We start from the raw sequence: 24,089 nt of genomic DNA, 5'->3' as shown, positions 1-24,089 counted from the left end.
ACTTTCCTCAACCCTGGTACGGGCCGTACAGGGCGTTCTGGATGATCCGCTGCGCGGCGAGGGCGTCCTGAGACCGCTGGGCCGCCTGCAGCGCCTGCCGGTCGACGGCGCACACCGCGCGGTGGATGCGCTTCATCACCCGGATGCCGTCGGTGGCAGCCTGCACGCTGTCCTCCCGGAACGGGAACTGGTCCAACTGCCACACCCCCTGCCAGCCGGCCTCGACCAGGGCGTAGAAGAACTCGAACGTCTCGATCGGGTGCATCGACCCGACGACCATGTCGTCGTCCCACCCGCGGTAGTTGTCGTTGACGTCGATCGCGAACAGGCGACCACGCGAGATCGCCAACCGCGCGGCATCGGCCGGCGACTCCCCGCCATAGAGCGAGTGCCCGAAGTCCAACAGGATGCCGACGTTCGGCAGCCCGATCTCCTCGATCGCCAGCAGCGTGCGAGCCACGGAGGAGAACACCATCGCGTTACGCGGCTCCCGCGGCTTGTACTCGATCGCGAAGCGCAGGTCGGGGAAGGTGTCGGCCAGCTCGCGGACCGCGTCCACGGAGAACTTCCACAGCTGCCGGTGGTCGGCCTGGAACGGGTAGTCCCAGCCGTCCTGCCCGGGCCAGAGCTTGACGTAGTCGCAGCCGAGTTCCCGGGCCGCCTCGGCGCTCCGCGAGACCAGCTCGATCGCGGCTCGCCGCACGTCCGCGTCCGGGTTGGTGAAGGCGCCGCGGCTGAACCGGCGGGTGTAGATCTCCGGAGTCACGGCTACCGCGCGCAGCCCGTTGCGCTGCAGCGCGCCGGCCACCTCCGCGACACTCAACCCGGCCGGATCGAACGGGAACGTCAGGTCCACCACCGACAGGTCCTCGACCTTGCCAGCCAGATCGATCGCCTCCAGCGTGTTGACTGGCGGGCCGTACCCGTCGGTCGCGTACCTGTCCACATACCGGCCGAAGTGCCAGATGCCCGCGCCGAAGACCGGCGCTTGCATATCTATTCGAACGTGATCCGACATGATGAAAGCGTAGAGCGATCGAAACTCCTGTGTCAATGTCCAAAGCTTGAGAGGCATCCCTTTCAGCGGGCCTCAACCGCCTCCAAGCCCTCGGCGCCGGCCGCAGCGCACCGACCCCGCCCGCCTGCCCAAGCCAGCCGACCGTCTGAGGCGCAAGGTCGGCCATGCCGCCGACGCGCGCCCGCCCCGGTGGAAGGGGATCCCTGTCGCAGGTCCCGCCGCGTCAGCTCTTCCTGCCGGGGCCCGAGCGCCCCAACCAATCAGCAGTGCTGAGTATCTATTCGGTACGGAATTTCTGGCTACCGACCTCACTCTCGACTACGATGAGCATCGATGCGCTCCGGTGGAGCCGGCAGCCCAAGTAGTCCGCGGCCGAGGGCAACGGTCCGCAATCAGCCAGCCTTGATCGCCCGAAGCGAAGCGAAGGTACGCGGTAGCGCACACCGCCCTGCCGCTGGCCGTCGATCGGCACCAACGCTTCCCGCTACGAGATTCGTCATCACCTGTACTGCAGGGATGGCAGTGAGGAAGCCAGCTCATGCCTACACGCCACACCGGAACTGCTCCATCACGGCTCCGCCGTGGAACTGTCGCAGCCATCGCAGTCGCCGTCACCGCCACCGGCGCCCTGGCAGTCGCCGGCAGGGCCGACGCCGCCGCCGGGTGCCGCGTCACCTACTCAGTCACCAGTCAGTGGCCCGGCGGGTTCGGCGCCACGATCGATGTCACCAACCTGGGCGCCCCCCTGTCCGACTGGACCTTGAAGTTCTCCTTCAGCGCGGGGCAGACCGTCACCCAACTCTGGAACGGCGTCGTCAACCAGTCCGGCAGCAACGTGACCGTCATCAACGCGGAGTACAACGGGAATCTTGGTACCAACGCGACGGTGACGCCCGGCTTCAACGGCAGTTGGACTGGCAGCAATCCGGCCCCCACCGCGTTCACCCTCAACGGCACCGCCTGTACCGGATCCACCACCCCCACCACCGCACCTCCGACCACCGCACCTCCGACCACCGCACCTCCGACCACCCCGCCGCCGACCGGCGACTCCACGAAAGCGCGGGTCATCGCCATGACCGACGGCGAGGTCGACGACCGCAGCACCATGATCAGATTCTTGATGTACGCGTCGGACTTCGACATCGCGGGCATCGTGCAGACGAACTCCAAGTACCAGAAGAGTGGCCACAGCCGCGACAAGTGGGTCGAGGCACAGCTCACCAAGTACGCGGAGATCCTGCCGAACCTACGGCGGCACAACCCCAACTATCCGGATGCGAGCCAGCTGCAGAGTGTGCTCCGGGTGGGCAATGAGAACAGCAACGACCTCAACGTCGCACCACCCAGCATGGCCACGAAGAACACTCCCGGTGAGCAACTGATCATCAACGTCCTGCTGGACAGTGATCCCCGCCCGGTTCATGTCATGGCCTGGGGAGGAGCGAACACGCTCGCCTCGGCGCTGTGGCGGCTGCGCACCTCGTACTCGTCGGCGGACTTCAACCGAGCGGTCGCCAAGGTGCGCATCTACTGCATCTGGTATCAGGACGGCGGCGGTCAGTGGATCGAGGACAACGTCCGCGAGGCGTACATCAACGAGGCCTACCGCTGGGACAACGTCTGGGACTACCAGAGCCTCTCGGGTCCCAGTCCGGACTACGTCAAGGCCTACATGACGAGCTCGTGGCTGAACACGAACGTCAAGAGCGGCCACGGCCCCCTCGGGTCCATGTATCCCCAGAGCTTCGTCAGCGAAGGTGACACCCCCTCGTTCCTTCACGAGATCGCCAACGGCCTGAATGCCCACGAGGACTACACGCTCGGCGGTTGGGGCGGCCGCTCGGCGTACGATGACCCAGGCAACAAACCCCGCCACCTCACGGACACGACCATCTCCGACGACGGGGACCGCAACAAGATGTACTGGAGGTGGATCCCGGCCGTGCAGAACGACTTCGCGGCACGCATGGACTGGGCCGTGTCCTCGTCGTACAACGGCGCCAACCACCAGCCGAAGGCAGAGGTGGTCGGCGCATCGCGCCGAGACGTGTCACCCGGCCAGGTGATCTCGCTTGACGCCTCTCCGTCCACCGATCCCGACGGAAACGTCCTCACCTACCGCTGGTGGCAGTACGGCGACGCCGACTCCGTCGCCGCCAAGGTGTCCATCAACAACGCCACCTCACAGAATGCCGCCAATTTCGTGGTGCCCAACGAGCCGGGCAAGCAGGTACACATCATCCTGGAAGTGGCGGACAACGGGACCCCCAATCTCACCTCGTACCGGAGATTGATCTTCACGATCCGTTGACGCATGGTCGGGCAGGGAATCCGTCCCGGCCCGGGCCGCTCGTGGCATCGAGTCCGGACTGGCCGGTCCGGTCGCTGTTCCTGCGGCGCCGCGCGCGAGCTGCACCCGTAGCGAATAAATATTCATCGACGTCTGGTGATTTACACACTTCTATAGGCATGGTTCTATGGGGAAGCGCTTGCCGGAGCCACATCGCCAGCTCACCACTCTGGCGAGGGCTACGCATGCCGTACCAGTCGACCCACCGGCGCCACAGGGCAGGGCGCCGTCGACGGTGGACGGCAGCCCGAGCCCCGTCCCGCCTTCTCGAAGGGATCCACCATGCTCGCAACACGGCGCGCCACGCTGCTCGCCACCGCCACCGCCACTGCTGGCGCGGCGCTGTTCGTCGGCGGGGTGCTCACCGCCGGCACCGCCCACGCCGCAGCCGGCTGCCAGGTCAACTATTCGGTCGACGGACAGTGGTCGGGCGGATTCACCAGCAACATCACCATCACCAACCTCGGCGACCCTGTCTCGTCCTGGAACCTGCGCTGGTCCTACAGCGCCGGGCAGCAGGTGAGCTCGGCCTGGAACGCGACCGTGACCCAGAACGGCAGCCAGGTCACCGCCACCAATCTCAGCTACAACGGGAACATCGGCACCGGCGGCACCGCGTCGTTCGGCTTCAACGGCACCTGGAACAACTCCAGCAACCCGGCACCGAACAGCTTCACGCTGAACGGGGTCGCCTGCACCGGCGGCACGGCCCCCACCACGGCGCCGCCCACCACGGTGCCGCCCACCACCCCGCCGCCCACCGGCGGCCCGCCGCAGACCGGCCTCGTCGGCTGGGCCACCCAGAATGGCGGCACCACCGGCGGCGGCAACGCCAGCACCACCACTGTCACCAGTTCCTCGGCGCTGAGCAGCGCCCTGGGATCCAGTAGCGCGTCGGTGATCCGGGTTTCCGGCAACATCTCCTGCTCCGGAATGCTGTCGGTCAAGTCCAACAAGACCATCCTCGGCAACTCCGGGGCGACCATCACCGGTTGCGGTTTCAACATCAGTAACGAGAACAACGTCATCATCCGGAACCTGACGTTCCGGAACTGGGGCGATGACGCGATCAACGTGCAGGAGTCGGCCAAGAACATCTGGATCGACCACAACACCTTCGACCACGGCTACGACGGTGCCGTGGACATCAAGCGGGGCTCGGACTTCATCACGGTGTCCTGGAACCGGGTAATGAACCACAACAAGTCGATGCTGCTCGGACACAGTGACGGCAACGCCAGCCAGGACGTCGGTCACCTGCGGGTCACCTACCACCACAACTGGTTCGACGCCACCACGCAGCGTCACCCGCGGGTCCGCTTCGGCAACCCTGTGCACGTGTACAACAACTACTACTACAAGAACAGCGGCTACGGAGTGGCTTCCACCATGAACGCCGGTGTGCTCGTCGAGGGCAACTACTTCGACGGCGTCAGCGACCCGTTCCACCGTGGTGAAGGGTCTTCCGGGGCGGGTAGCCTGGTCGCCCGGAACAACCACTTCGTCGGGTCAGGCAGTGGGCAGGCCGGGGGCAGCGTCAACAGCATCCCGTACTCGTACACCCTGGATGCCGCCAGCAGCGTGAAGTCGATCGTGACGGGCGGTGCCGGCGCCGGCCGAATCAACCCCTGACGTTCGATCGGACCGTCCGCGACGCACCTCCTCGTCACGGTAGCGGACGGTGCTCGGCTGAACTTGGCCGAGCACCGTCCGCGGACGACCGCAGAGGTCTACCACTCGCTACTGGAACAGGGCGCTGACGGGGCAGCGGACGGTGCTCATACTTCTCCCGCTGCCCGTCTGTGGTGCGGCTTCGGCAGCAGTGGCTCGATCAGGGCCCACTGGACGTTGGCGAGCGGCTGCGGACGAGGTCTGCGGCAACAGCAGTGCCTTCCGCGTGCACTTGCGTGAGCATCAGCTCGACCATGTCCTGGCCGTGTCCCGCAGCCACCTGGTATCGATCGATGGTGGTGGCACCCACCTGCGCGCTGACCAAGTCGCGGCTGACCCTGCCGGCCTCGTCGCAGCACCGCAGCGCCGGAACCAAGGGGCCGCGCTTCTGCCCCGCCAATCCCGAACGACGGCTGCCGTACTGGCTATTCAGTATCGAGTCTTCTCTCGGCAGGCTGATATGATGGCTGTCTATACGGCTTGCGGGAGCCGGCAGAGTTGATCATCGGCGCCGAGGGCAACGGCGACGAACCAGAGCCAGACATTCCTGATCACCTATAGCTGGGGGTCGGCAGTGGGCGTCTGACCGTTTGTCGGACCGGATCCTGCGAGTCGCCTCCGGCTATCCGATGCTGCCGCCCACCAAAACGCAGCGGCAGCAGAGAGGAAGCCTGATGAGGCTCGCCCACCGCCGTACCGTCCCACCGTCACGCCTACGCTACGGAGCTATCGCTGCCACTGCCCTCGTTGTCGCGTCCACCGCGGTTGTCACGGGTGCGACCGGGGTCAGCGCCGCGGCCGGATGCCGTGTCGACTACACCGTCACCAGTCAGTGGTCGGGTGGCTTCGGCGCCAACGTCGCCATCACCAACCTCGGCGACCCACTGTCGAGCTGGACACTGACCTGGTCCTACGGCGCCAGCCAGAGCATCACCCAGGCATGGAACGCCACCGTGACTCAGAACGGCGCGGCCGTCACCGCGAAGAACGTCAGCTACAACGGCTCGATCCCGACTGGCGGCACCACCTCGTTCGGTTTCAACGGCACCTGGACCAGCAGCAACCCCCTCCCGACCAGCTTTGCGCTCAACGGGGTCACCTGCACCGGCGGCATCACCCCCACCAGCCCTCCGACGTCCACGCCGACGCCGACGTCGTCACCGTCTACTCCGCCGCCGAGCGGGCCGGCGGACATCACAGTGAACACCGCCACGAAGTACCAGACCGTGGACGGGTTCGGTGCCGCGACGTGGATCTGGGGTAACAGCACGTGGTCGACGGCTGAGACCCAGACCTTGGTCGGAATGGGCCCCAACCAGTTCGGCCTCTCCATCCTGCGGACCGGCATCTCACCGGTTTCCAGCGAGTGGTCCACCCACGTGAACGTCCTGAAGACGGCGGAGTCGTACGGGTCGAACGTGAAGTTCCTCGCGTCGCCGTGGACCGCGCCTGCGGCGTGGAAAACGAACAACAGCCGGACCAACGGCGGCAAGCTGCGTACCGACTACTACGACGACTACGCGAGCCATCTGAACAGCTACGTTCAGTACATGCGCAACCAAGGCGTGACGATCGACGTCACCTCGGTGCAGAACGAGCCGGACTGGCACCCGGACTACGACTCGATGGACTGGAACGGCACTGAGCTGCGCAACTTCGTCCGCGACCACGGCGCAAGGGTGCAGAACACCAAGCTGATGGTCGCCGAAGCGGTGAACATGAACTACACCTACACCGACCCGACCCTCAACGACACCGCCGCCCGGAACAACATCGGCTACATCGGCGGCCACCTTTACGGCCTGGAGAGCCAAGGTCGCATGCGGTCCTACCCGCTGGCTGAGCAGCACAACAAGCCAGTGTGGATGACCGAATGGAACCACCACGAGGCCGATGGCAGCGGCTCCAACATCTGGGGCAACCCCAGCAACAAGGCGGTCTGGGACGAAACGCTCGACGACATCATGCGTACCGTGCACCGGTTGATGGAGGCCAACTGGAATGCCTACATCTGGTGGTATGGCAAGCGTTTCTACTCTTTTATCGGCGACGGCGAGTCCGCCTACGGCACCACCGCGGGTGCTCCGCTCAAGCGCGGTTACGCCTTTTCGCAATACTCGAAGTACGTCCGCCCCGGCTACCAGAGGGTCGCCCTGACCAAGAGCGGCAAGGCGTCGCCGCTGGAGGTCACCGCCTACTCCGGCGACGGCAAGGTCACACTGGTGATCCTCAACCGGTCGAACAGCGCGGTGAACAACGCCGTCATCCAGGCCCCGCAGAACGTCACTAAGGCCGAGTACACCGCCACCTCACAAAACGCGAGCGCGGCCAGCCAACCGGCCAGCGTGAACGGCAACCGAGTCTCCGTCAACGTCGGCGCACGCAGCATCTCCACCGTCGTACTCACCCTCTGAAAGCCCTCACTGGGCTCATCCCATCCTCGTCGGGCGTGCAGGTGCAGCCGATCAGCCGTAGCTGCATGCCCGACCGCACCCTGCCGGACGCGTTGGTGCAGAGCTACACCTGGCGTGACAAGCACCGGATGAGTGGCACGAAGCTCACCAGCGGCGCCGCTGACCCGGGTGGCGCACTCGTCCGGCAGCACGACGCTGGTCAGTCAGGACGTCACCCGAAACCTGGCCGGCGCGCCGGACACGGTGACCACCACCCGGGGCGGGAGCACGTCTCGGGCGATCTACTCCTACGACGACATCGGCCAGGTCACCCGGGTGTGCCGGCCGGCTGCGGGAACGACCTGCGCCGCGACCGATCAGCAGACCAGCTACGGGTACGACCACAACGGCAACCGCAAGAGCAAGGTCACGACGCAGTCCGGTAGTACCAGCACCACCACCTACGGCTACGACGACGATGACCGGCCGACCGGCCGGACCGTCAATGGGGCGACCACGACCCTGACGTACAACGCCAACGGCGCGCTGGCGACCGAGGCAGGGCCAGGCGGCACCACGACCTATGGGTACGGGCTCGACGCCAACCTGCGACGGGTCCAACCGCCGACCGGGCCCGTCGTCGGTTACGACTACGACGGGGACGGCAACCGGATCGGCCGGACCGTCAACGCCTCCACCGACGCCACCTGGACGGTCGACACCCTCGGCCTGCCCACCCGGGTGGAGGAGAAGAACGGTGCGGGCACGCTGACCCACAAGTGGTGGGAAGAGCCACAGGGGCAACTGGGCAGCGCCATCGCCGACACCGTCGCGGCCACTCCGGCCTGGCTGCTGGACGACTACCAGGGCTCGGTGACGGACCTGGCCAACGCCACCGCCTTGACCGGTAGCGCCACCAGCGACCCGTTCGGTGAGGTCGTGACCAGCAGCGGCACGTACGTCAACAACCCGCTGCGGTTCCACGGGCAGCATCTCGACCAGAAGAACGGACTCTACGACGTGCGGGCTCGCGACTACGACGCGGGGCAACGGTCGGTTCACCACCCCGGACCCGGTGCCGCAGGCGCTGGGGACCTCGTTCACCCAGACCTACCACTACGGGTACAACCGGCCGACGGTACTGAGCGATCCGACGGGGCAGTGCGCGAGCGTCTGTACGGCGATCATCGGTGGCATCGTCGGTGGGCCGGGGGTGGCGTGGACTGCTGGCTCAGCGGCGACGACCGCAACACCTGCATCAAGAAGGTGGTCGTCGGCGCGGCGGCCGGTGCGCTGACGGGTGCCACGATGGGCATGGCCGGGGGTGCCGGCACCGGCTTGTACGGCGGACTGGCCGCCGGCTCCCAGTCGGGCGTGCGGCAGGTCGCCTCCTGCGATCGTCGGTGGCTCCGGAAGCGCGCTGTATGGCTCCGGAGTGGCGGCCTGGACGGGGCCAGCCGTACAGCTACGGCAACGCCGGTCAGGACTTCCTCTGGGGAGCGGCGTTCGGCGGCGTGGGCGGCTACCCGGGTAGTCCTGGGTCGGCGGCGGAGCCGGTGTCGATCGTGCTGGTCACCATCGTGTTGACCTTCGTGACCCTGGTGCTGGGCGAGTTGGCGCCGAAGCGGATTGCGATGCAGCGCGCCGAGGGCTGGGCGCTGCTGGTAGCCCGCCCGCTGGACGCCTTGTCGGCGTCGGGGCAGACCCGGGCCCCGGTCGTGGGCCGCGGCGGCCTGGACGACACCGTCGGCGTGGTGCACCTGCGTGACCTGCTCGACCAGGCCGGCCCGGTGGCCGAGCACGCCAGCCCCGCGGTCTATCTGCCGGAGACGTTGAAGGTGACCGAGGCGATCCGAGAGCTGCGCGCACAGCGGCAGCAGTTCGCCCTCGTCGTGGACGAGCGGGGCTCCATCGACGGCATCGTCACGATGAAGGACCTGGTCGAGGAGATCGTCGGGGAGATCTACGACGAGACCGACCGGGATGTGCAGGCCGTTGTGCGGGAGGCCGACGGGGCGCTGCTGATGGCCTGTGGTTTCCCGTTGCACGACCTGACCGATGTCGGCATCGACCTTGACGAGGACACCCTTGAGGCAGGTGACTACACAACAGTGGCGGGCCTGGTCCTGGCCCACCTCGGCCACATCCCGAAGACGGCCGGCGAAAGAATCGAACTGCCGGGCCTGACCGCCGAGGTCGCCGAGGTGACCGGGCGGGCCATCACCCGAGTTCGCCTTCGCACGCCGCCGACCCGCGCCAACGGACACCAGGACGGCGAGGACGAGCCGAGTTCCTGACGGGCCGATGACCGACGGGCGCGTGACGTGCGGTGGCGGCCTCTATCGCTGGCCGAGGTAATTGCTCGACACCCGCGCGGCACTACCTGAGAGTAACTGTACGGATACATCCAGCTACTTCTCAGGTGTCCTTGATAGGTTCCCGACGCGACGGCTTCCATTATGGACGCCGTTGATCTCATTGCGGCACAAGGGTTGCGTGTGGAACTTCCACCGGAACTGGATGTCGTGCGTTGGCTGTCGTCGAGGGAGAGGTTCGTGGTGTTCAAGAAGATGCTGGGCGCGTTCGGGGTGGGCGGCCCCAGCGTCGATACCGTCCTGTCCAATCCGAGCACCCGCCCGGGGTTGATGCTGGCCGGTCAGGTGAACCTGACCGGCGGCAGCCACGACGTGGAGATCGACCACATCACCGTCGGCCTGGTCACCCGGGTCGAGGTCGACGGCGCGGAGGAGGGGTACGACGCCCTCGTCGAGTTCCACCGCGTGCAGGTCGCCGGCGGCCTGCACCTGCGCGAGGGCCAGCAGTTGTCGCTGCCGTTGCAGGTGGCGGTGCCGTGGGAGACCCCGGTGACCGACCTGTACGGGCAGCACCTGCACGGCATGACCATGGGCCTGCGCACCGAGGTGGCCATCCGCGGCGCGGTCGACAAGGGCGACCTCGACCCGGTGTACGTGCACCCGCTGCCGGTGCAGGAACGCATCCTGGATGCCTTCGGCCGGCTCGGCTTCCAGTTCAAGGGCGCCGACCTGGAACGCGGGCACATCTCCGGGTTGCACCAGAGCCTGCCGTTCTACCAGGAGATCGAGTACTACGCCGCCCCGCAGTACGCCCACGCCGTCAACGAGGTCGAGCTGACCTTCGTCGCCAACGAGCACCGCGTCGACGTCGTCCTCGAGTTCGACAAGCGCGGCGGCCTGTTTACCAGCGGCCACGACTCCTACGGCCGCTACCACGCCGCACACGCCGACGCCGACCGCGTCGACTGGGCCGCGCAGGTCGACGGCTGGGTCCGCCAGGCCCTCGACAGCTACCAGAGCACGCTCGCCGGCCACGGTTACGCCCCGCCCGCCCAAGGCCACGGAAACCCCGGCTATCCGCCGCCGCCCGGCTACGGGGAGCCCGCCTACGGCGCCCCCGGCTACGGGCACGCCGGGTACGGCCATCCCGGCGGGCACTACAAGGACGAGCACCACCACGAGCGGCACGGTGGCCCCGGCATGGGTGCCGTCGCCGCCGGCGTGGTCGGTGGCGCCGCGCTCGGCTTCGCCGGCGGCATGATCGCCGACGAGGTCTTCGACTTCGGCGACGACGAGGGGGGTGACGAGGAGGACTGACCTCCCGAGCCCTTGGACTGGCCGGCGCCGGCACGGTCAGGCAGTGCCTGGGCGCCAGGACGTCGGGCTGGTTTCGCCGTTCGGCGGGCGGGGCAATGATCGGGCCGACGACAACCCCTCTGGAGGGACGGCTCTCGTGGAAGTTACCGGCATCCTCACGGCCATCATCATCGGTCTGGTCATCGGCGCGCTGGGCCGGTTGGTCGTACCCGGCAAGCAGAACATCCCGATCTGGCTCACCCTCGTCATCGGTGTGGTCGCCGCGATCCTCGGCACGTTCGTCGCCGGGGCGATGGGTGTGTCCGACACCAAGGGCATCGACTGGATCGAGCTGCTGATCCAGGTGATCTTCGCCGCGATCGGTGTCGCGATCGCCGCCGGCGCCTACGGCCGCCGCCGCGTCCACTGACCCTCGCACCGCCCGTCCCGCCGGCCCAGCCCTTCGGGGCGGGCCGGCGGCGTGCTGTCCGGTACCTGTGGCAGCTGCGGACCGCCACGCCGCTGGCACACTGGCCACCCACACCGAGACGTCCACGAGGGGAAATAATTGATGGCAGCGGAGGGCAGCACCAAGGCCGTCGTGACGGCGCTGGCCGCGAACCTGGGTATCGCGGTGAGCAAGTTCGTCGCCGCGGGCATCACCGGATCGGCGTCGATGCTCGCCGAGGGCGTGCACTCGGTCGCGGACTCCACGAACCAGGCGCTGCTGCTCGTCGGCGGCAAACGCGCCCGCCGCGCCCCCTCGACCCTGCACCCCTTCGGGTACGCACGGGAACGCTACATCTACGCGTTTCTCGTCGCGATCATCCTGTTCACCCTCGGCGGCCTCTACGCCCTGTACGAGAGCTACCACAAGATCACCCACCCGCAGGAGCTGACCTCACCCCTGGTCGCCGTGGTCGTCCTGCTCATCGCGATGGGCCTGGAAGGCTACGCGCTGCGCACGGCGGTGAAGGAGGCCAACCGGACCCGAGGCGGAGGCGGCTGGGTCTCCTTCGTCCGCCGCGCCCGCGCCCCCGAACTTCCGGTCATCCTGTTGGAGGACGCCGGCGCGCTGCTCGGCCTGGTCCTCGCGCTGCTCGGCGTGGGCCTGAGCGTGCTCACCGGCAACGGCATCTTCGACGGCATCGCCACCGGCTGCATCGGCATCCTGCTGGTCACCATCGCCGTCATCCTCGCCACCGAAATCAAGAGCCTGCTCATCGGCGAGGCGGCACTGCCGGAAGAGGTCACCGCGATCCACACCGCCCTGCTGTCCACCCCCGGGGTGGACCGGGTCATCCACCTGCGCACCATGCACCTCGGCCCGGAGGAACTCCTCGTCGCGGCGAAGATCGCCGCCGCCGCCGACGACGGCGCCACCATCGCCGCGACCATCGACGACGCCGAGGCCCGACTGCGCCGGGCGCTGCCGACCGCCAAGGTCGTCTACCTCGAACCCGACATCGACCGGCAGCCCACGCCTACCGGCGCCGCCGCGAACGGACTCGGCCACTGAGCGTCGACAGGTGGTTGGACTTCCTCCCTCGGGGTACTGCTTTTGATGTAGCGCCACCACGAGACGCGGGAGGCACGATGGGTATCGACGAGAAGATCAGCAACGCCTCCGAAGAGGCCGCCGGCAAGGTCAAGGAAGGCGCCGGCCGGGCCACCGACGACGAGCGCCTCGAAGCCGAGGGCCGCGGCGACCAGGCCAGCGCCAACGTCAAGCAGGCCGGCGAGAAGATTAAGGACGCCTTCAAGAGCTGACCCGCACCGCGCAGGGCGCGGCAAGGGTGAGATGACAGACAACGGCCACGGCGGCATCCCCGTCGTGGCTGTTGTCTGTGTCAGCCGGCCTGTCGTCCGGGGCGCGGCTGGCGGTTACCGGTCGACTGCCGGCATCGTCGCCACCGGCAGGGCGATGTCGTCCCCGGCCTTGCGGGCCCACCTGCCGGCGGCGACCGCGTAGCCGACCGCGAGGCAGCCGTAGCCGGCCGCGGCGACACCGAGCAGCAGCGGTGAGCGCCCGTCGTCCGGGATGAACCGGGCTGCGGCCACCATGCCGAGCACGTAGGCGAGGTTGAACGCCGTGTCGTTCACGGCGAACAGCCGCCCCCGAAAGGTGTCGGCGCACTCGTGCTGCACCATCGTGTCCACCACGATCTTGATGCCGTGCCCGGCGACGTTGACCACCAACACGACGACGATCAGCAGCAGCAGCGGGTCGAACGGCGACCCGAACACCGGCAACGCCACCGCGACCGCCGCGAGCAACCCGGCCACCCACCGCCACCCGCCGACCTGGCGGGCCGCCGTCGGGGGTCGCCGCCGCCGCTAGTGCTCTGACCACGAATGTTCACGGTGTTGGGGTCAGGCCGCTCTGGTGGCGGGTTGGCCCCAGCGTCGTTGGCGTTCGCTGCGGATGCGGGCTCGTTCGCGGCGTTGGGCGGCCAGGACGTCAGGGTGGCGGGCGTTGGCGTTGCGCCACCGCAGGTAGGCCTGCAACCGTCGGGTCATCGCCGGGTGGTTCGGGTGGTTCGAGCCAGCGATGACGAAGGTGCGTAGCGGCCCGAACTGGGCCTCGATCGGGTTGGCCCAGGAGGCGTAGGTCGGGGTGAAGCAGAGCTCGACCTTGTTCCGGGCCGCCCACCTGCGGATCTTCGAGCCCTTGTGCGCGGACAGGTTGTCCAGGATCACGTAGATCGGTGCCCCGTCCGGGCGGGCGGCCCGGATCGACTTCAAGGCGGTGAGGGTGTTCGCGGCGCTCTTGCGGCGTCGGACGACGCCCCATAGTTGGTCGTCACCGACGGAGTAGCAGCCGTGGAACTGCCGAACCCCGTGCAGCTTGTGGTAGTTCGCGGGCAGCCGGTGCGGATGCCCGGCCGGAGCCCACCCGGCGCCGGCCTGCGGCCGGATCACCAGGGGACCGAACTCGTCGAACGCGAACACCCGCTGCGGGAACTGGCTGCTCACGTACTCGATCCGGGCGAGCTTGGCATCCCGGTCAGGGTCGGTGGACTCCTTCCACGTCTTGGTCCGCTGGAAGGTGATCTGGTGCCGGTGCAGGATCTGCCGCAGCCGTTCCCGCCCGATCCGGATCCGGCGGGTGGCATGCAGGCGCAGGTGGTCGGCGAGCTTGCGGATGCTCCACCGGGTGAACGGCCGCCCCAGTTTCTCGGGGCGGGTGTTGGCCGTCTCGACGATGAGCTGCTCTTCGTCGCTACTGATCTGGCGGGGACGGCCACCCGCCCACTGAGGGTCCAGGCTGGCCATCCCCATCTCGTTGAACCGGTGGATGACCTGCCGGATCGTGTCCTCGTCGGCCTGGACCAGGCGGGCGATGGCCGGCACTGTGTTCCCGCCGGCCGAGGCGAGCACGACCATCGCCCGTCGCAGTCGGATCGGGGAGCCAGTTCCCCGGCGAGTGATTCTGAGCAGCTGCTGACCTTCCTGGTCACTCAGCCGCCGCACGCGTACAGGATCTGCCACCGCCACAGCCTGACCGGCACAACGCCGCCCGACCGACAGGCCGGACGGCGTGTCATCCAACACCGTGAACGTTCGTGGTCACGGCACTAGCAGCACCCCGGCCGCGCCCGCGGCGAATACCAGACCCAGCTGCGCCGGTACGCCGTCGAGGTCGTCGCCGGCGAACCGGTTGCGGTAGAGCAGCAGCATCGCCAGCGCCAGGAGCCCGAACAGCAGCCGGAACCCCGCCTGCGCACCGATCGCGTACGCGGCGCCGCGCGCCCGTCCCAGGTGCCGCACCCCGTCGACCATGCCCCGCACCACCGCCGCCGCCTCCCCGGCGACACCGGGCCGGTGCGGCAGAGCCTCGTCGGGGCCCAACTCGTCGCGGGCGAAGCAGAACCGGGCCAACACTGCGGAGATCAGGTAGCCGACCGGCGCGAGCAGCGCGATGGCGGCGTAACCGGCGTCACCGCCGGTGAAGAAGATCCACACGTGGGCGCCGCGGCCTGACTGGGAGATCTCCAACGCGGCCGGCACCGCGCTGGCCCGTGCCGCCTTCACGTAGGCGAGGGCGTCGAGCATCGCCGTGGGCCCGTCGAAGTCGGCCACGACGAAGTGGCAGGTGTTGCCGGGCATCAGTGGGTACAGGCCCATGAACACGTCGCCGACCAGATGTGCCGCGACGACCTCCGTCGTACGGGGCAGGTAGGTGGCACCCCGCCGGTCGATACCCTTACGCCAACCGCCGGCGACCGCGGGCATCCACCCGGCTGCGCCGGTACGGGCGTTGTCCCACCGCACGGCGTACACGTCGGCCCGGGCTCGGAACCGGTCGGCGAACAACGCCAGCTTGTCCCGGGTCGGCGAAGCCATGGTGACCAACCCTGGCGGCGCAACCGGCGCGGACAACTGCTCCGGTGCCGCAGTCGTGTCCTGGCCGCGCAGCTCCAGCAGGCGCGCCAGCCGGGCGTTCTCCGCCCGTAACCGCTCCACCTCCCGCCGAAGATCGACGAACTCGGCCACCGAACCCATGCCGACCATCCTCGCGCATCAGGCTCCGAACACCCCGACAGCGGTCCGCTATCCTCCGCCGATGGCATCGAAGGGCAGCGCCGCACTGGAGGCGATGATCGAGGAAGCCACCATCGAAGCGTACGGAGACGACGAACAGCTCACCGGCCTGTTCACCATGATCGAGGAGCATCTGGCGGTGCCGTTCACCACCACCGTCCTCGGCGTCGAGGTCACCGTGCGCAAGATCGACATGACCGCGGACACCATCGTCGCGGTCTGCGCCCGAGGCCACCACCGGCAGCGAATCGACCTACTCGACCTGCCGCTACCCACCCCCGCGCCCGACGGCGCCGCGTGGATCGACGCCTACCGGCACTGGGCCGGAAGGTAGGCCACGATGAGCGAGTACCAGTACTACGAGTTCACCGCCGTCGACCGACCCCTCACTGCTCGGGAGCGGGCCGAGCTGCGGTCGCTGTCGACCCGGGCCGACATCACCGCCACCAGCCTCGTCAACACCTACGAGTGGGGCAACTTCAAGGGCGACCCGCGCAAGCTGATGGAACGGTACTTCGACGCACACCCGTACCTGGCCAACTGGGGCACCCGCCAGCTCATGCTTCGACTACCGATACACCTGCTCGACCCCGCAACCGTCGCCCAGTACTGCCAGAGTGACAGCGCATCCGCGTGGACCGCCGGCAAGCACGTCATCGTCGACCTCCACGACGAGGACGAGGACGGCACCGACGAGTGGGACCTCGACGGCCACTGCTGGAGCAGATCGCCCGTCAGGCGCCGCTGATCGAGGACGTAGCCGGCGGCGGCCAGCCCGGTGTAGCAGATCCAGTTGTGGTTCTGCCAGTAGCTCGACGACCACCAGGTTCCCTCGGTCTGCACCGCGAAGTCGTACATCCGCTCGCCCTGGAGCAGCAGCTTGGCGCGCAGCGCGTCGGCTTCGTCGCCGGGCAGGTCGTCACGGAGCCAGGAGTACGCCAGGGACAGCCCGTGCAGCAGCCATCCGGCGTCGAGGTCGTGGTCGGGCAGCTTCGCCTTTCCCCAGTGGGGGAATGCCACGGCGGTGCTGATCCATCGTCGGGCCTCGGCCAGGTAGCCGGGCTGTCGGGTGAGGCGGTAGGCCAGGGCGAGGTTCATCGCGGCCGGACCGAAGTAGGTGATGCTGGCGGTCGGATGCTCGGTGGGCTCTGTCCGCGGTACCAGTCGCACTGCTCGTACAGTCGCCGCCACTGGGCGGTGTGGGTGGTGGTGAGCGCGGCCCGCAGCTCGTCGAGCCGATCACCGATCAGCAGGGGTTGCATCAGAGGGCGTATTCGAGGCATTCGGCGGCCTCGTGCCGGATGCCGGAGAGCTGCCGGACGTCGCGGTCGACGAGCGCCTGGACGTAGGCGTCGATGAATCCGTCCGGCGCTGCCAGCCGTTACCCGGCTCCGGCCGCCCGTAGGTCGGCGATGAGCCGGTCGAGCAGCCGCTCCTCCATCACCGCTCGGCCGGTCCGCCGCATCGACTCGCCGAGCGAAGGGTCCCAGGGGGTTTCGGTGGGCGTACCGAGCAGGGCCGTGCCGGTGCCCGCCCCCGGCAGGTAGTCGGCCGAGGTCATCCGCCACGGAACCGCGCCCGGATACCGTTGGAGAGCCGCCGCCGTCAGTCGTACGCCGGTCCAGTCGAAGTCGTTGCGCCACCGAATCACCGCATCCTGAGGGGCGGTGCACAGCAGCGTGTGAGCGGCGACCGACGGCACCCCTTCGGTGCAGATCAGCATTGGGGCCTGCGTCCCGAGCGCGGTGGTGGCGGCGCGCAGCACGGCGGGGTTCTCGCAGACATGGACCTCGCCGCAGGTCAGGGCCAGCGGTGCCAGGCGCAGTTGGTGCAGGGTGACCCGCATCGGCACGCCGGCCTGCGCGGCCTCCGTCAGCCACCGCCCGACCAGCCCGCCGGTGGCCGGTGCGTTGAGTACCAGCACCTGGCTGGCGAGGTCGTCCGGGACCAGGCCGACCGATTCCCACAACGCCCGTTCCTGCTCACCGCCGACCGGGAGCGCCGCCTGCTGCCAGGCGGCGACGGCACGGAGGACGAGCCCCCGTAGCGGCCCCTCGCTGAGGGCCTTCGTGTCGTCCAGCACGCGGTCGGCGAAGACCGGCATGGGCTCGTCGGCCGCGGGCAGCGCATCCAGGACGCGGACCACGTCGCCGAACGGCAGCCCGGTGCGGACGACGCGGGTCAGGGTGCCGTCGCGGCGCAGGCCGTCGAGCCATTCCGCGTACCAGACGCTGCCGGCGTGTCGGCCCTCGTGGGCCACGGCGAGGACGGCGTCGCGGGCCACCGCCTCGCGTGTGCGGTCGGACGGTCGGTTGCGCAGCGGGGCCGTCGCGGCGAGCACGTCGATCAGGCCGACTCCGTACGCGGCGCGTAGGTGTTCGTCCACGGCGCTGAGCCGGATACTGAGGCGTGCCGCTGCGGCGGAGCGGTGGGTGCCGGTGATGCCGATGATCACGAGACGTTCGTCGTCGGTGGGGGTGGAGAGCGTCACGGTGGTGTCGAGCCGGCCACCGGTGCGTTCCAGGCTGTGCCGGGCGGCCGCCAGCATCCGTCGCCAGCCGGGCTGCTCGACGAGATCCGCCGGTCCGCCCGGCCGGTGCCGCCCGCTCGGCACGAGCGACGGGTGTGCGGCGGACCGGTCCGACTGCGGTTCGCCGCGCCCGTCGGTCATTCGTCGGTCAGGTCGAGCAGGACGCCGGTCCGGTCGGCCTCACTATGACCAGCGGGGGCGCGGCGGGTCTCCGGGGAGCCGAGCGCACGGGCCAGGGTTCCGTCGAAGTCGGCGATGTTGGTCGAGCCGTCCCAGACCAGCAGCACGGTGGACACGGCGTGTTCCACGGCGGAGTGGGACAGGTCGTAGTGGGCGGCACCGCTGACCGCCGGGTGGGTGGCCCAGAGGTCGTAGCCGGTCATGAACAGGTCCAGGTCGAACTGTTTCGCCAGTGCCATCAGCTCACCCCGGCCGGTGTCGTCCACGCCGGCGAACGCCTCGTCGAGGCCGAGCAGCCGGGGTGCGTCGGGTCGAGCCGAGCCGAACAGCGCGTTGGCGGCGGCGAACAGCGGCAGGTGCAGGGAGACCGACTGTTCGCCGCCGGAGAGCTGGCTGTGTCGGGCCCGGGTCAGCGCCTCCGTGCCGCCGCCGGGCCGGTGCAGGGTGAACGCGAACGTCCGCCACTGCCGGTAGTCGAGGACGTCGCCGAGCAGTTCCCGGTAGGGCCGTTCGGGCGCGGCGGCCCGTGCCGTCTTGATCCGGGCGGCGAAGTGCCGGCGCATGGTGGTGAGCTGGCCCGGCCCGAGCCGGGCCGGGTCGCGTTCGAGGAGCTTGCACACGTCGCGTTGCTCGGTGTCGAGGTCGTCGGCGAGCCGCCAGCCGACGCCGACGGTGAGCCCCGAAGACATCCGCCGGGCACGCATCTGACTGTCCATTGCCGCCACCAGGTCGCGTGCCTCGATGGTCCGGTGGTGGATCTGCCGGGCGAGTTGCCCGAGCAGGGCGTCCTCCAGCACCCGCTGCTCGGAGTCGGTCAGCAGTTGCTCCTGGTCGCGACGCTCGCGGGTGATCCGGTCGGCGAAGTGGGCGACGGGGGTGAGGCCCTGCTCGTCGGCGACCCGGACCACGATCACCCCGTCGTCGGTGTCCCACTCGGGCCGGTGGTCGAGGCCGGCGGCGGGAAGTTGCGCCTGCAGGTCGGTCAGCGCGCTGGTGAGCCGCGTGGCGCTCTGCTTCAGCGATGTCTCGGTGGGGCTCAGCTCCCGGGTGGCGGTGAGGATCGCTTCGTGCAGGGCCGCCACCTGCGGATGCAGCTCGTCGTCCGAGGTCTGCGCCGGCCAGCGCAGGTCGGTGGGGCAGCGCAGCAGGCTGAGCAGGTCCGGCTGGGCGTACGGGCGCAGCCTCTGGGCGTCGTGCTGTGCCTCGGCGACGGCGACGACCAGGGCCTGCTCACCCAGCTCCACCCGGGTCAGCGCGGCGACCCGCCGTTCCCGGGCGGCACCGAGTGCGGTGCGAGCCTGCTCGACGGCCTGCTCCGCCTCGGTGATCGCGTCGGCGGTTCGGGCCACGTCGGCCAGCACCCGTTCCGCGTCGGCGCCCACGCTGTCGCGCAGCGTCCGGTACGCCTCTGCCTTCTCCTGGTGCCGTGCACGGGCCGTGCGTGCGGTCTCCGTCGCGGCGGTGAGTCGGTCGACTGCCTCGTCGTGCCGCTGCCGGGCCTGATCCTCCTGCTCGGCGGCACGCGCGGCGGCTGTCCGTGCGCCCTCCAGGCGTACCCCGCCCCTCTCGAAGCGGCTCACCGCTTCGGCGGTGTCGTCGAGCCGGTCGACCGGCAGCGACCGCTCTGCCGCGCGCCGACGCAGCGCGGCCACGGCGGCAGCCCGCTCGGCCAGGGCCTGGTCGAGGCGGGCGGCGGTGGCCGCGCTGGCCTCCTGCCGGGCGCGCAGCGTCGCGGCGGCCCGGTCCAGCCTCGCGCAGCGCCGTGTGGACCGGTGCGGTTGCCGGCAGGTGCGCGGCGGCCGCGTCCACCGCCGCCAGCAGCGCCTCGACCGTCGCCCGCTCGCGGTCCACCGCGTCGGCGTCGGCGTCGATGACCGCCACCAGCCGGTCGCACTCGCTGACGCGGGCGGCGCGGCGGGCGGCCCGGCGGTCGCGCCGATGTACTCGCAGGAGACCTTGGCGAAGCGGCCGGCGCTGATGCCCTGCGCGTACCTGCCGTCCACGCCGATGGTGACCGGCGCGGCGGCGGGAGTGGTCACGTCGGCCAGCGCCACCGACGTGAGTACCTCGGTGATCCGCGCGGCGGGCACGTCGTCCTGTTCCTCGGGGGTCAACACGTCGGCGAGGGTGGCCCCGGTGGGCCGCCGGTGCGGCGGCAGCGGCAGCAGGTAGGCGTCCAGGTCGTCGCCGGCCAGCGCGGTCGCCGCGGTCCCGGGGTCGGGATGCAGCCAGGCGTCCAGTAGCCCGGCCGCGTGCAGCGCCGCCTCGACGGTCGCCGCGTTCGCGCCGGTCACCCCGTCGGCGAACGGACCAGCCGCCACAGCGGTGCGCCGGGTCGCCCGGTGCGTGGCGCGGGCCGGGTCACCGGCACGGGTGGCGCGTCGTCGTGTTCGGCGGCGATCCGGTCCCGTTCGGCGGCCACCTCGGCCCGCCGGTCGGCCAGCGCCGTGCGCTGCGCCGCCAGCGCCGCGAGCCGGTCCCGCCGCTGGGTCACCGTGGTGGCCGTGGCCTCGGCGTACACCTCGCGCAGGGTCCGCGCGCCCGGCTCGCCGGTGGTGTCCACGACGGCGCTCAGCCCGGCGGCCAGGTCCGGGCGCGCGAGGTCGGCCAGCAGTCCGGCGTTGCCCTGCGCCCATTGCTCGATCTCGGCGCGCAGGCGGGCGCGGGCCTGCGCGACGGCGTCCTCGGCGCGCCGCTCGGCCTGCTCGGCGTCGGCGGCGGCGGAAGTGGCGCCGGCCGCGTCGGCGGCGGCCCGGGCGTGGTCCCGGTCTGCCTGGTCGTGCCGCGCCACCTGCGCGCGGAGGGCGCGCACGTCGTCGCGGCGGGCGGCGGCCCGCGCGGTGATCCGGGCCGCCAGGTCGTCCGGAGCGGCGTCTTCGGCGCGCCAGGTGATCCCGGCCGTCTCGGCGTCGAGCAGGAGGTCGGCGGCGAGCCGGTCGGCCGCCGTCCGCGTGTCCCGCGCCGCGACCGTCGCCCGTTCCGATTCGGTACGCCGCCGCGCCGCCATGCTCTCCTCGGCGGCGACGGCCTCGTCGGCCCGCCCGGCTGCCTCGGCCAGGTCGTGCACGTGCCGTTGCAGGTCGGCGAGCTGCTCGTGGGACTGGTAGGCCGTCGAGGCCTTCAGACTGTCCAGGTGGGCGCGGAGCCGGCCGGGCTCGCCCTCGACGGCCCGAAGCCGCTCATCCGCCGTGGACTCCGCCTCGGCCGCCGCCTCGGCCGAGGCACGGGCGTCGCCCAGTGCGGTCGACCGGGTGGCGACCGCGTCGCGGCGGGCGGTCAGGGCATCGGCGGCCACCCGCGCGTGGGTCCGCAGGTAGGTGGAGTAGACCGTCAGGAACGCGGCGGTGGCGCCGTCCGCCGCCACCAGCCCTTCGAGGGTACGGGCGACCGCCTCCATGTCGTCGAACGAGCGGGCGGCCTCCACCAGCAGGTGGTCCTCGACCGGGCGCAGCCCCCGTTGCAGCGTGCGGGACAACTCGACCGGGTTGAGATCCTTGGCCAACTGCGGCTTGCGCAGGGTCAGCACCAGGTCCAGCAGCTGCTCGTAGCGGGCCGGGCCGAGGCCGAACAGCCGGGCGTCGATGAGCTGACGGTAGTCCTCCGCCGAGTCCCGCACCGCGTCGGCGCCCAGCCGGTCGATCAGGTCGCGGCGAGTCAGTGGCCGGTCGTCGAAGTCCAGCAGGGAGAAGTCCACCCCGACCCGGCCGTCGACCACGAAGTGCCAGCGGGTGACCCGGTCGACGTGCCGATGCGCCCGCAACCCGATGCCGACGGTCACGTAGTGCGTGCCGTCGCCGAACTCCATCCACACGTACGCGTGGGTGACCTCCTGCCCCCGGTAGAGCAGGTTCGACTTCATCGTCCGGTCCTCGCTGGCGAACGGATTGAGCCGGCGCGGTTCGATCCGCCCGTCGAGGACGAACGGGAACAGCACCTCCAGCGCCTTGGTCTTGCCAGATCCGTTCGGCCCGCGCAGCACCAGCCACCCGTCGACGAAGCTGAACTCCTCGTCCCGGTAGTCCCACAGGTTGATGATCCCGGCCCTGGTCGGGGCGAATCGGCGGATGCCGCGTTGCTCGATCACGATCGACTTCTCTCAGAACAGGGTTTCGGTGGTGGCGCGGGGCTTGACCGTGGCGACGGTGTGGCGGTAGCGGCCCACCAGCGGCCGGACGAGCACCCCGCCCGGCACGGCGGTGACCGCGCCGAAGCGTTCCAGCAGCGCGACCGCCTCGACGCGCAGCCGCTCCGGGTCGGCGTGCCACTGGGCCCCGAACGCGGTCCCGTACCGCTGCAGGATCTCCCCGACGGCCGTCCGCAGGAAGCTGTCGGTGATGAACGGCAATCGGCCCGCGCCGTCGGCCTCGTCAGGATCACCCCGGTCGTCGGCGGTCCACGGCTCGTCCGGACCGGCGTCGTCGAGGCGTACCAGGGTGGCCGTGGGCAGGCCGGTGTCGATGTGGCTCGCCAGCGCCCGCTGCCGGGCGAGCCCGCCGGGCGGGGGCAGCCGTTTGACCCGGCGGCCGTCGGGATCCGCGACCCGGTCGGCCATCTCCACCGCGAGCAGCACTGCGGCCTGCGCCACCGAGCCGGTGCCGGGAACCGCTCCGTGGTGAACCCGGCGGTGTCCACCAGCAGCACGCCCTCGGCCTGCCGCTCCACCCGCAGCCCGGTCAGCCGGGCCAGGTCGGCGGCGAGCGCGGAGCCGCGCAGATGGTTGGCGACCGCCGGCTCGACGTCGGCGTGGTAGACGACCGGTGACTCCACCACCGCCCGCCGGGCCGCCTGGGCCGCCTGCCGGCGCTCGGCGTTGCCGCTGCTGCTCATCGCCCGGTCCAGCAGCGCCGACACCGAATCGACGTGCTGCAGCACCCGGGTCGGCCGGAACAGCGCGAACACCACGTCCCGAGCCACGTCGTACAGTGCCTCCCCGGCCCCCGGGTCACTGGCCCAGGCGGCGCTGGAGCCGTCGGCCAGCCGCAGCACGCCCCGCTCCTCCAGCCAGCCGACCGCGTCCACGAACGCCCGCCGGTCCGGGCCGTGGTCCGGATCCAACCCCAGGCCGGTGATCCGGTTCGCGTCGCCGGCCACCGAGTCGGCCAACTCGCTGAGGGTGATCTGGATCCCGGCGCGGCCCAGCACCGCCAGGCACAACGACAGGTACGCATAGCGCTGCCGGTCGAACGGCCGCCCGGTGCGCGACACCGCCGGCTGGGTGCCGTCGAGCCGGTCCTTCGCCCGTACCAGCCGGGCCGTGGCACCGTGCAGCTCCAGCCGGTACCCGAACGCCTCGGCGAGATCCCGGCGCAGGGTGGCGGAGTACCGCCGTACCCGGGGCAGCGCCCGCTCGTCCGGCCACGTCGCCGTGATCAGCGGGTGACGCAGAACCAGCCGCACCGCCCGCTGGTACTCAGCCAACTCCAACTCTGGGACGTCGACGGCGAACCGGTGCACCGCCGGCCGGGGAGCGTGGGGTTCCGCGGTCACGCCGGTACCAGCTCGGGTCGGCGGACCGCGGTGTGCTGCGCGGCGGTGACCGTCAGCGCGTATCCGTTCAGATGCAGCCGGCCCCCGGCGGTGCGCACCGTGGTGAACCGGCCCGGAGTCGGGGTGAGGGTCAGCCGTACGCCGTGCGCGGCGGCCGCCAGCGGCACCCCGGCTCGGCCACCGACCCGAGCGGCGAGCGCGATGTCGAGCAGGCGCAGCAGGACCTGGGTCTGCGATCCGTCCAGCCGGTGGTCGTTGACGCCCCGGCGGCCAGCGCCGTCGCCGCGTCGGCCCACCGGCG

At 70.2% G+C, this 24,089-nt stretch carries 21 protein-coding genes and 1 pseudogene; 12 read left to right on the top strand and 10 right to left on the bottom strand.

Annotation, left to right across the window (positions count from 1 at the left end; translation table 11 throughout):
- Positions 1 to 7: 7 nt before the first annotated feature.
- The gene (locus tag ENC19_RS06940) at positions 8 to 1,018 is read right to left on the bottom strand and encodes a sugar phosphate isomerase/epimerase family protein (RefSeq protein WP_235944519.1); all 1,011 of its coding nucleotides are present in this window, start codon (positions 1,016 to 1,018) and stop codon (positions 8 to 10) included.
- 538 nt (positions 1,019 to 1,556) lie between these two features.
- Here ENC19_RS06940 and ENC19_RS06935 point away from each other — a divergent pair.
- The 10 genes and pseudogenes from ENC19_RS06935 (at position 1,557) to ENC19_RS06890 (ending at position 12,816) form a co-directional block, all read left to right on the top strand.
- Positions 1,557 to 3,332, top strand: coding sequence for a nucleoside hydrolase-like domain-containing protein (locus tag ENC19_RS06935; RefSeq protein ID WP_164446293.1), 1,776 nt, complete (start codon positions 1,557 to 1,559; stop codon positions 3,330 to 3,332).
- A 321-nt stretch (positions 3,333 to 3,653) separates the two neighbouring features.
- Entirely contained in the window at positions 3,654 to 5,003 is a 1,350-nt protein-coding gene (locus ENC19_RS06930) for a pectate lyase family protein (RefSeq protein ID WP_164446292.1), read from the top strand.
- 275 nt (positions 5,004 to 5,278) lie between these two features.
- On the top strand, positions 5,279 to 5,506 hold the full coding sequence (locus ENC19_RS06925) for a hypothetical protein (RefSeq protein ID WP_164446291.1): 228 nt from the start codon (positions 5,279 to 5,281) through the stop codon (positions 5,504 to 5,506).
- Positions 5,507 to 5,671: 165 nt separating this feature from the next.
- Positions 5,672 to 7,456 carry a cellulose binding domain-containing protein gene (locus ENC19_RS06920; RefSeq protein ID WP_373688905.1) on the top strand — a complete coding sequence of 595 codons (1,785 nt, stop codon included), beginning with the start codon at positions 5,672 to 5,674 and terminating at the stop codon, positions 7,454 to 7,456.
- 132 nt (positions 7,457 to 7,588) lie between these two features.
- Complete coding sequence (locus ENC19_RS06915) at positions 7,589 to 9,022, top strand: RHS repeat-associated core domain-containing protein (RefSeq protein WP_164446290.1); 1,434 nt, start codon at positions 7,589 to 7,591, stop codon at positions 9,020 to 9,022.
- A pseudogene (locus ENC19_RS06910) lies at positions 8,974 to 9,732 on the top strand (transporter associated domain-containing protein); the annotation flags it as partial. The gene ENC19_RS06915 and the pseudogene ENC19_RS06910, both read left to right, overlap by 49 nt.
- A gap of 258 nt (positions 9,733 to 9,990) precedes the next feature.
- Positions 9,991 to 11,067, top strand: coding sequence for a sporulation protein (locus ENC19_RS06905; RefSeq protein WP_164446288.1), 1,077 nt, complete (start codon positions 9,991 to 9,993; stop codon positions 11,065 to 11,067).
- A 136-nt stretch (positions 11,068 to 11,203) separates the two neighbouring features.
- A complete protein-coding gene (locus ENC19_RS06900) occupies positions 11,204 to 11,476 on the top strand; it encodes a GlsB/YeaQ/YmgE family stress response membrane protein (RefSeq protein ID WP_164446287.1) in 273 nt (90 codons plus the stop codon).
- 141 nt (positions 11,477 to 11,617) lie between these two features.
- On the top strand, positions 11,618 to 12,565 hold the full coding sequence (locus ENC19_RS06895) for a cation diffusion facilitator family transporter (protein ID WP_164446286.1): 948 nt from the start codon (positions 11,618 to 11,620) through the stop codon (positions 12,563 to 12,565).
- Positions 12,566 to 12,642: 77 nt separating this feature from the next.
- Positions 12,643 to 12,816 (top strand): CsbD family protein, encoded by a 174-nt coding sequence (locus tag ENC19_RS06890; RefSeq protein WP_164446285.1) that lies wholly within the window; start codon positions 12,643 to 12,645, stop codon positions 12,814 to 12,816.
- 114 nt (positions 12,817 to 12,930) lie between these two features.
- On the opposite strand, the gene ENC19_RS06885 is transcribed toward ENC19_RS06890, so the two are convergent.
- From ENC19_RS06885 to ENC19_RS29915, 3 genes are all read right to left on the bottom strand, one after another.
- Positions 12,931 to 13,332, bottom strand: a complete 402-nt coding sequence (locus tag ENC19_RS06885) for an MFS transporter (protein WP_164446283.1) — start codon at positions 13,330 to 13,332, stop codon at positions 12,931 to 12,933.
- Positions 13,333 to 13,419: 87 nt separating this feature from the next.
- On the bottom strand, positions 13,420 to 14,538 hold the full coding sequence (locus ENC19_RS06880) for an IS630 family transposase (RefSeq protein ID WP_309245962.1): 1,119 nt from the start codon (positions 14,536 to 14,538) through the stop codon (positions 13,420 to 13,422).
- A gap of 78 nt (positions 14,539 to 14,616) precedes the next feature.
- Positions 14,617 to 15,552, bottom strand: coding sequence for a TOTE conflict system archaeo-eukaryotic primase domain-containing protein (locus ENC19_RS29915; RefSeq protein WP_235944517.1), 936 nt, complete (start codon positions 15,550 to 15,552; stop codon positions 14,617 to 14,619).
- A gap of 61 nt (positions 15,553 to 15,613) precedes the next feature.
- Here ENC19_RS29915 and ENC19_RS06870 point away from each other — a divergent pair, with 61 nt between their 5' ends.
- Positions 15,614 to 15,925: a hypothetical protein gene (locus ENC19_RS06870; RefSeq protein ID WP_164446281.1), complete on the top strand. Its 312-nt coding sequence runs from the start codon at positions 15,614 to 15,616 to the stop codon at positions 15,923 to 15,925.
- A 6-nt stretch (positions 15,926 to 15,931) separates the two neighbouring features.
- Complete coding sequence (locus ENC19_RS06865; RefSeq protein ID WP_235944516.1) at positions 15,932 to 16,339, top strand: hypothetical protein; 408 nt, start codon at positions 15,932 to 15,934, stop codon at positions 16,337 to 16,339.
- Between the two features lie 346 nt (positions 16,340 to 16,685).
- Here the strand turns inward: ENC19_RS06865 and ENC19_RS29505 are convergent, their stop codons facing one another.
- The 6 genes from ENC19_RS29505 to ENC19_RS29900 all read right to left on the bottom strand — a co-directional run bounded on the left by ENC19_RS29505 (position 16,686) and on the right by ENC19_RS29900 (position 24,084).
- Positions 16,686 to 16,853, bottom strand: coding sequence for a hypothetical protein (locus ENC19_RS29505; RefSeq protein ID WP_208020822.1), 168 nt, complete (start codon positions 16,851 to 16,853; stop codon positions 16,686 to 16,688).
- 119 nt (positions 16,854 to 16,972) lie between these two features.
- Complete coding sequence (locus tag ENC19_RS06855; protein ID WP_164446280.1) at positions 16,973 to 18,262, bottom strand: TIGR02679 domain-containing protein; 1,290 nt, start codon at positions 18,260 to 18,262, stop codon at positions 16,973 to 16,975.
- Complete coding sequence (locus ENC19_RS31285; protein WP_328824167.1) at positions 18,259 to 20,622, bottom strand: SbcC/MukB-like Walker B domain-containing protein; 2,364 nt, start codon at positions 20,620 to 20,622, stop codon at positions 18,259 to 18,261. Before ENC19_RS31285 ends, ENC19_RS06855 begins: the two co-directional genes overlap by 4 nt.
- A complete protein-coding gene (locus tag ENC19_RS29905) occupies positions 20,592 to 22,385 on the bottom strand; it encodes a hypothetical protein (RefSeq protein WP_235944514.1) in 1,794 nt (597 codons plus the stop codon). Before ENC19_RS29905 ends, ENC19_RS31285 begins: the two co-directional genes overlap by 31 nt.
- Positions 22,382 to 23,788, bottom strand: coding sequence for a DUF2398 family protein (locus ENC19_RS06845; protein ID WP_328824166.1), 1,407 nt, complete (start codon positions 23,786 to 23,788; stop codon positions 22,382 to 22,384). Before ENC19_RS06845 ends, ENC19_RS29905 begins: the two co-directional genes overlap by 4 nt.
- Complete coding sequence (locus ENC19_RS29900; RefSeq protein WP_328824165.1) at positions 23,785 to 24,084, bottom strand: DUF2397 family protein; 300 nt, start codon at positions 24,082 to 24,084, stop codon at positions 23,785 to 23,787. The genes ENC19_RS06845 and ENC19_RS29900 overlap by 4 nt, the downstream gene beginning before the upstream one ends.
- Between the last annotated feature and the right edge of the window lie 5 nt (positions 24,085 to 24,089).

Origin of the sequence: Verrucosispora sioxanthis (genome assembly GCF_010560025.1) — a bacterium.
Taxonomy (GTDB): domain Bacteria; phylum Actinomycetota; class Actinomycetes; order Mycobacteriales; family Micromonosporaceae; genus Micromonospora; species Micromonospora palythoicola.
This window is presented reverse-complemented; position numbering and strand designations above follow the sequence as displayed.